We start from the raw sequence: 8,232 nt of genomic DNA, 5'->3' as shown, positions 1-8,232 counted from the left end.
ATAATGTGCTAGTTCATTCGCTCGTTCATTTAGCTCTTTATACGTAAGGTTTATACCGTCACAAGTAATCGCTAGTTTATTTGGATTTTTTTGCACTTGTTTTTCAAATGATATAGGTAGACTGATTAACTCATCATCTTCCTTCGTTTCATTCCATTCCAATAAAACCTTATGATTTTCTTCAGGCAGAGTAATATTTATTTTTCCAATCGACTCGTTTTTCTCATAATTCTTTATTACTAATTCAAATAGATTCATAAATCTTTCTTTATGCAATGCTAGCTCCGCGCCATTATATACTTCGGGATTCGCATCAAAATGAATCATTAGCTCATTTTGATCAAAACGTTTATATACATTTATCGATAAATCATCTACAGGTCCTGCTGATAAGTTATGCGTAATACCACGATTTCCAGCAAAATTAAGCCCGTAATCAAAAGGCATAACATTCACTAACGGTCCAAACAACCTTTGATTTTCACCTAGTAACTTTAAGTCTCTTCTTAATTCCTCGTGACGGTATTTATGATGACGACGTACATCTCGGATTTCTTTAGAAACTTGCTGCAATAATTCCGCAAGAGTTATATTTGGAGTTACAGTGAGACGCAGTGGTACTAAATTCATTACCATACTTGGTGTATGAATAGATACAGAACCTAGACGCCCCATCATCGGTAAACCTAAAACAATATCATTCTCACCTGTTAATTTATGCATATAAATACTTGTTACAGCGACAATGAATTCCGGCCAACTTGTTAACGAAATATTGATATCTTCTAGTAAAGTTTTCGTGCTAGAACTAGATAAATAAGCTGTTTCTCGTGAAAATCCATTTGATGTTCTCGGTGCTCGTTCTGCCAAGCTTACAACTTCTGGTTCATCAGCAAACTTTTCTAACCAAAAAGTACGATCTTCCTGAAATTGTTTAGACTCACGATACTCAATATCTTCTTGTACAACTTTTGTAAGAGAACCAAATGGCTTTTCATTCTTGTTTGTTTCTTCTATAAGTGATGTATACTCATTCGCTACCTTTTGGCTAAGAAGTGAAAATCCATAGCCATCCATCACAATGTGATGGATGCGCTGATACCAAAAGAAACGATTATTTTCAACTTGAATAAGTGCTTCCGTAAATAAAATATCTTTTTTCAAATCGACGGGCATAGATAAATCATTTTTCATCCATACTTTAGCAGCTTCTTCAGGGTTTTCTTCTTTACGAACGTCAATAAAATGCATATAAAACTGTGATTCTTCAATAACTTGCCATGGGCCAATTTCATCCTCTTCGAAGCGAACATGAAGTGCTTCTGCTTCTATTACAACTTTACGTACAGCTAATTCGAAAATTTCTTGATGAATATTTCCGTTTATTTCTACATATTCCCCAGTATTATAAATTGGGTTAAGCGGATCTAATTGTTGCGCAAACCACATACCAGACTGCGCAGATGATAACGAATGACGAATCTTTTGACTGTTAGGCATTCTTTACTACCCCTTTATTATGTAGTCTATTTGTTACAGCACCTGTGCTGTTTGTGAAGATAGTAAACTGTACCAACCTGCAACAGTTGGATGTTCTGCTAAATCTGCAAAAGTGATTTCTTTCCCTTCACGACGCCACTTCTCTACTAAACTCATAATTCTGACCGAATCAAGTCCTCTATTTAATAAGTCCTCATCAAAATCAATACTTTCTATTGGCTCACGAAGTAGTTGTGCAACTAGTTCATGCACTTCCTGTATAGTGATTCCTTCACTCTCATCACCTTTTACACTTTGCAAATCGTTTAACAGTAGGTTTGTTGATGTCGTTACTGCACATCTATTAGATGCATACTCCAATGCTTGTTTATGATGCTCTAGTGAAAAATCAGCAACTGCATCTGCTACAAAGAAGGGCTCTATACCATCCATAAATGCTTCACAAGCTGTTAAAAGACAGCCAATATGCGCATAAATACCGCAAATAATAAGTTGATCTCTTCCTCGTTCATTTAAAATTTCTAATAGATTTGTCTTTTTAAATGCACTATATCTCCATTTTGTTAGGAATATATCATCTTCATCAGGAGTAAGTTCATCAACAATTTTCTTTTTATCCGGTCCAGCAGGAATACCGTCACCCCAAAAGTCTTGTAATAAACCTCGTTGTTCTAACGTTTGCCCACCAGGTTGTGCTGTATAAACAACTGGTATACCAAGTTCCTTACATTTTTCTCTTATCATTTTAATATTTGAAATAAGTTCTACTTTTGGTGATTCTTTATCGCTATATGCATCAAGAAAATATTCTTGCATGTCATGAATTAAAAGTACTGCACGTTTCGGATCTGGTGTCCAATTCACTTTATTTTTTGGTAGTTCTGATTCAATTGGCATTTTATATACTGAAATAGATGGGATAGCCATCTAATCACTTCCTTCCGGTTTTTATTATTGTTTTACTGTAATAAGTTTTTCAGCAATGACTTTACGTAGTTCTTTTTTGCTGACTTTTCCGACTCCTGTTTGCGGGAATGATTCAATAAATTCAATTCGATCTGGAATTTTATAAGCCGCTATACCACGTTCTCTTAAAAACATTTTTAATTCACTTACAGTTGGAACTTGTCCGCGAGCTATAACAAAAGCACAGGTGCGTTCACCTAAATAATCGTCAGGCATAGATACAATTGCTACGTCATGAACCGCATCGTGTGCTAATAGATGATTTTCAACTTCTTCCGCAGCAACTTTCTCACCACCACGGTTAATTTGATCTTTATCTCTTCCTTCTACAATGATGTATCCTTGTTCATTTACTTTTACAAGATCTCCTGTGCGATAAAATCCATCCTTTGTAAATGATCGTGCATTATGCTCTTCGGCTTTATAGTAACCACGAATTGTATATGGACCTCGTGTTAATAAACTACCTACTTCGCCAGGTTTTACATCGTTGTCATTTTCATCAACAACTCGTACTTCATCGTGTGCAGACATTGGTCTACCTTGTGTATGAATAATAATTTCTTCCGGATCGTCTAATCTTGTATAGTTCACTAATCCTTCCGCCATACCGAATACTTGCTGTAACGTACATCCAAATGTAGGGCGTATACGTTTTGCAACCTCAGCACTAAACTTAGCACCACCTACTTGAATAACCTCTAGGCTCGATAAATCGGCATTACGAGAAGATGCAGCATCAAGCCAAATCATTGCTAATGGCGGAACGAGCGCTGTAATTGTAACTTTTTCTTCTTCGATAAGAGCAAATGCCTCATCTGGGCTACCACCAGTTGCCAATACCACTTTTCCACCCGCATAGAAAGTTCCAAATGTTCCTGGAGAACTCATTGGATAATTGTGTGCTACTGGAAGAACTGTCATATAGACGCTTTCTGCATTCAAATTACAAATTTCAGCGCTAACACGTAAACTATAAATATAGTCATCATGTGTTCTAGGAATTAATTTAGAAAGACCTGTTGTCCCTCCTGATAATTGGAGAAATGCAACATCACTCGGCTGAACTTCTGGCAATGAGATAGGATCCATATACAGATCATTTATGTTCACAAACTCTTCCTCTTCTCCCACTACAATTACATGTTGTAAAGTTGGCACTTTCTCTTTCACTTCTCTTGCTAGTTTTCGATAATCAAAACCGAGGGCCTTATCTGAAATAACGTAAGCGCTCGCCTCACCAAACTCACAAAAATAACTAATTTCACTACTTCGATGTGAAGGCAGTGCAAAGACAGGAAGCGCTCCAATTCGAAATAGTGCAAAACATATTTCGAAAAACTCGATAATGTTAGGTAACTGGATTACAACTCTGTCCTCTTTCTTTATTCCTAAATTCAGTAAACCTGCTGCTAAACGATCTACCTTTTTATCAAGTTCACTGTACGTTACATGCGTCTTACCGCTTACAACCGCGATTTGATCTCCATATTTCTCAGCTCGCTCTCTTAACACTCCTCCAAATGTTTCACCAAGCCAACACCCTTCTTCTCGATAACGATCGGCAAATTCTTTTGGCCATTCCCTATAACCTACTAGCATTCTTTCTTCCCCCTATTTTTCATTAAGTGAACTATCTCTTAATCCTAAAGCTTTTAACATTGTTTGGAACTTAGCTGATGTTTCTGCTAACTCATCTTCTGGTTTTGACTCAGCAACAACTCCAGCTCCTGCATATAAACGAAGTGTATTTTCTTGTACTTCAGCACAACGAATTGTAACAATCCATTCTCCATCTCCATTTAAATCGCTCCATCCTAGCATTCCTGTAAAGAACTCGCGGTCAAATGGCTCAATATACTGTATAGCCTCTCTTGCCTTTTCCATCGGAGTTCCGCAAACTGCTGGCGTAGGATGAAGGGCAATTGCTAATTGTAAAGAAGAAGTATTTGGATCCTTAAGTTCACCTTTCACTTCTGTAGACAAATGCCACATCGCTTCACTATGAATAACTGATGGCTTTTCTGGAACATGTAATGTATGACAATACGGACGAAGTGCAGCGGCAACCGCTTCAACTACTACCGCATGTTCATGTAAATCTTTTGGAGAAGAAAGTAATTCCTCTGCTCTTCTTTCATCTTCTACTGGGTCCTCACTACGTGGCCTCGAACCAGCTAACGGGTTAGAAATAACTTGCATACCATTACGTGAAACAAGTAATTCAGGGCTTGCTCCAATTAGCGTCTTACTGTTCTCTTTTTCACCTTTCGGTAAATTCACAGCAAATGTATAACCATGCTTATTATGCTCTGCTAATTCTCGCAGAAGTTTTTGCTTATCAATCTTTTCGGAAGATTTAACATCTAACGATCTAGATAGAACGATTTTCTTCAAATCACCGTCCTGTATTTTTTTAATTCCTTGCTTCACACCATTCATATAAACTTCAGGTTCTGGTACTGGCGTCATTTCAAATGTTACGTTCTCATTTGTTTCAAGCTGATTGGTTGTATCCAATTGTAAACGCTCAGAAATTCTACTATATTCTGGTACGATAAGTTGGACTTCTTTTCTACGATCAAATGGCAAAGCACCCATAACAATAGGATTTGGATTTCCAGCTTGTTTCGCATTACTTAATGTCGCTTGCACAAGCTCTGGGAAACTTTCAATTTCACGATGCTTTACTGTAGTAAACTCTCCTTCTGCTAATATCGTTCGAGTTGGTGAAGCAAAAAAGAACGAAGATTCAGTCTTATAATCTTCTAAAAGTTTTTCTGACAATTCCTTTACAGCTGTATGTTCACTCATAATATAATAACCTCCTGATTTTTTATTAAACTCCTAACGTAGCACCGCCATCGACACATAAATTGTGCATTGTAATATGACTTGCTCTATCTGAAGCTAAAAATAACACTGCTTCAGCAACTTCTGAAGGTTGTGCAATTTTTTGTAATGGAATTCCGAGTCTATATGTATTTTGAGAACCAGCAATTATATTTTTAGCTCCATTCTCATCAGCCCATAGTAATCTTTGCATCTCAGTTTCAGTAGAACCTGGAGAAACTAAGTTGCAGCGTATATTGTATGCTGCAAGCTCTAATCCTAAACACTTCATAAACATCGTTGTTGCAGCCTTTGACGCAGCATACGCAGCCATCTCCATTCTCGGCGTATTTGCCGCATTTGAACCGACTGTAACAATTGCCCCTGATTTTCTTAACATCATATTTTTACTTACCGCTCGGGACATATTGAAAACCCCTGTAGTATTTACAGAGAATGTTTTATTCCAATCTTCATCACTTAACGAATGAATTGCTCCCATACGTAAAACCCCTGCAACGTTTACTAAAATATCTATTGGCGCTATTTCATTTGCAATATGATTTACAATGTCTTCAACAGCAGTGCTATCACTCACATCTAAACGAAACGTTTTCATACGTGTTTTATTTAATTCATTTTGATTTAAGAGTACATTTAACCCCTCTTCATTTTGATCAACCGCAATAACTGTGGCTCCTCTTTCTAAAAACATTTTGGCAACGACACTGCCTATGCCTTGTGCTGCACCTGTTACTAAAACTGTTTTCCCATCAAATTCCCCTAAGTTCATTTTCTCTATCCTTTCACATAAACATTAATTTCATTAAGTAACACCAATAATAATGATATTGATTTTCATTATCATCAGCGTTGTAAAAAATAATACACTTACTAAACTAATTGGTCAAGTGCGCATTACTTTAAAATCTATTTTATTGATAATGTTTTTCATTTACTATCTTACACCGAAATGATAATGTTTCTCAATAAACTTGTCAATCTTTTTTTATTTTTCAGATAAAGTATTTTAATGTTTCTTAATAAAATCATATGTAAACGCATTAAAAGTACTTATATTATAAATAAAATTCAAACTCCTCTTTTTAAAATTGAAGAAGATAAACTAGAGCTACGTTCATTAACAACGCTTTATGAAAAACTCAAGTATATATTTTCTCAATATTTTTCTGAAAACAAATCTTGCAAATACTAATGAATGTCTTCTTTGTTATTTAAGATTTGATATATATTTCGAATGCGATGTATTAATTTATTATATTCCAATATAATCCAAATAAGTACTTCACTCACTTTTACATCTATAAAAATCCAAAAAGTAATTTAACCTTGTTAAAATAACTCATAAAAAAAGCATCCTAATTAATAGAATAGGATGCTTTTTCGTAATCATAGTGTTATAGAAGATTTATATACTTATGCTACGCTGCGATACTCTTCTTCTTGTTCTTTTTTATGTTTAGGTGCTTGAATTAAAATTGCGATAATGAATGACACGACACATAATACACCAATCACCATGAATGTTGGTTTGAATCCACCCAGAAGTGCACCGATAAAGGAACCTGCAAGCGCCCCAAATCCAAATCCTTGATACACAATTCCATAGTTCTTACTATGGTTTTTCATACCGAAGAAATCACCAACAATAGCTGGGAAAATAGTGATATTTCCACCAAAGCAAAACGCTACACTTGCTACACATACGAAGTAAATACCATAATTTAAATCTACAAAACTTAGAACTAAAACTGAACTCGCCATAACAACAAAAGTACCAGTAACGATTTTTAAACGACCAATTTTATCCGATAACGGTCCTAAAATAATACGACCTAATGTATTAAAGATTGCAACCATAGCCACCGCATTAGCTGCTGTTGCTGCGCTAAGTCCCACAAGTTGAACACCAATGTCTTTTACCATACCAATTAAGTATAAGCCACTCATACATGATGTAAATAACATTATAAATAATAAGTATACTTGTTTTGTGCCTAACATTTCTTTCGTTGTGTATTCCTTAGTTTTTGTTTCATGAACTGCTCCTTGATCTGCGGCTTGATGGATTAAACAAGCACCAATTACAATCATAGCTGTAACAATTAAACCCCAGTATATAAATGCTTGCGATACACCAACTGATTCAATCAACTGTGCATTAACATATTTAAAAATTAAGCTACCTGAACCATATGCAGAGACAGAAATACCAGCAATTAAACCTTTACGCTCCGGAAACCACTTTATTAAATTTGATAGTGAAGTGATATATGCTGTACCATCTGCATAACCTACAACAACTCCTGCTAGTACATAAAGCAATATTAATGAGGACGCTTGTGAACTAAGTATTAATCCTAGTCCTAATGCTAATCCAACTATCATAATAAGTTTACGAAGTCCCCATTTTTCTTGCAATTTACTCGCAAATAAAGTTGAAAATGCTAAAGAAAGACTAGTAATTGAGAAAGTTATCGCAACAGCGTTAAGACTCCAACCATATTTACTAACTAAAGGCTGATTGAATAAACTCCATGTATATATCGTTCCAAGCCCCATCTGTACTATAACTGTGCCAAGAACAACAAACCATGGATTAACAGTTGATTTTTTCATACCTTTCCGCCTCCTCTTTCTATTTCAATGCTATTCGCTAAATTTACTTTTTTTATGTTCATTTTGGTCACCTCTTTTGATTTAACACCTTCATTGTATAAGATGTTTCCGCCTATGTAAGCACTTACAAGATAGAGCGTCAAAAACATGGAATCAGTTACAGAAAACGAAGGACGAAATACAAAAAACTACTGATTAAATACATAAGTAGCTTTTATAATGTTTAGCTTCAATACAACTTACAACTGTTTTATCATCTTCTTTTATAAAAATTATGTCTCATGTTATACAATT

At 35.4% G+C, this 8,232-nt stretch carries 6 protein-coding genes; all 6 read right to left on the bottom strand.

The window, feature by feature from the left end; all coding sequences use genetic code 11:
• The coding region (locus tag MR160_RS24340) for a condensation domain-containing protein (RefSeq protein WP_242298227.1) at nucleotides 1-1,500 on the bottom strand (1,500 nt) is incomplete at its 3' end.
• A gap of 33 nt (nucleotides 1,501-1,533) precedes the next feature.
• Nucleotides 1,534-2,427 (bottom strand): isochorismatase family protein, encoded by an 894-nt coding sequence (locus MR160_RS24335; protein WP_001007264.1) that lies wholly within the window; start codon nucleotides 2,425-2,427, stop codon nucleotides 1,534-1,536.
• Between the two features lie 24 nt (nucleotides 2,428-2,451).
• Entirely contained in the window at nucleotides 2,452-4,068 is a 1,617-nt protein-coding gene (locus MR160_RS24330) for a (2,3-dihydroxybenzoyl)adenylate synthase (protein ID WP_000960110.1), read from the bottom strand.
• A gap of 12 nt (nucleotides 4,069-4,080) precedes the next feature.
• Nucleotides 4,081-5,280: an isochorismate synthase DhbC gene (dhbC, locus tag MR160_RS24325; RefSeq protein WP_001289295.1), complete on the bottom strand. Its 1,200-nt coding sequence runs from the start codon at nucleotides 5,278-5,280 to the stop codon at nucleotides 4,081-4,083.
• Between the two features lie 25 nt (nucleotides 5,281-5,305).
• Complete coding sequence (dhbA, locus tag MR160_RS24320; RefSeq protein ID WP_001048427.1) at nucleotides 5,306-6,091, bottom strand: 2,3-dihydro-2,3-dihydroxybenzoate dehydrogenase; 786 nt, start codon at nucleotides 6,089-6,091, stop codon at nucleotides 5,306-5,308.
• A 644-nt stretch (nucleotides 6,092-6,735) separates the two neighbouring features.
• A complete protein-coding gene (locus MR160_RS24315; RefSeq protein WP_242298223.1) occupies nucleotides 6,736-7,938 on the bottom strand; it encodes an L-lactate MFS transporter in 1,203 nt (400 codons plus the stop codon).
• Nucleotides 7,939-8,232: the final 294 nt, after the last annotated feature.

It is taken from the genome of Bacillus cereus group sp. BfR-BA-01382 (genome assembly GCF_022663475.1).
Taxonomy (GTDB): Bacteria; Bacillota; Bacilli; order Bacillales; family Bacillaceae_G; genus Bacillus_A; species Bacillus_A thuringiensis_S.
The sequence above is the reverse complement of the archived record's forward strand: the minus strand, read 5'-3'. Positions and strand labels throughout refer to the sequence as shown.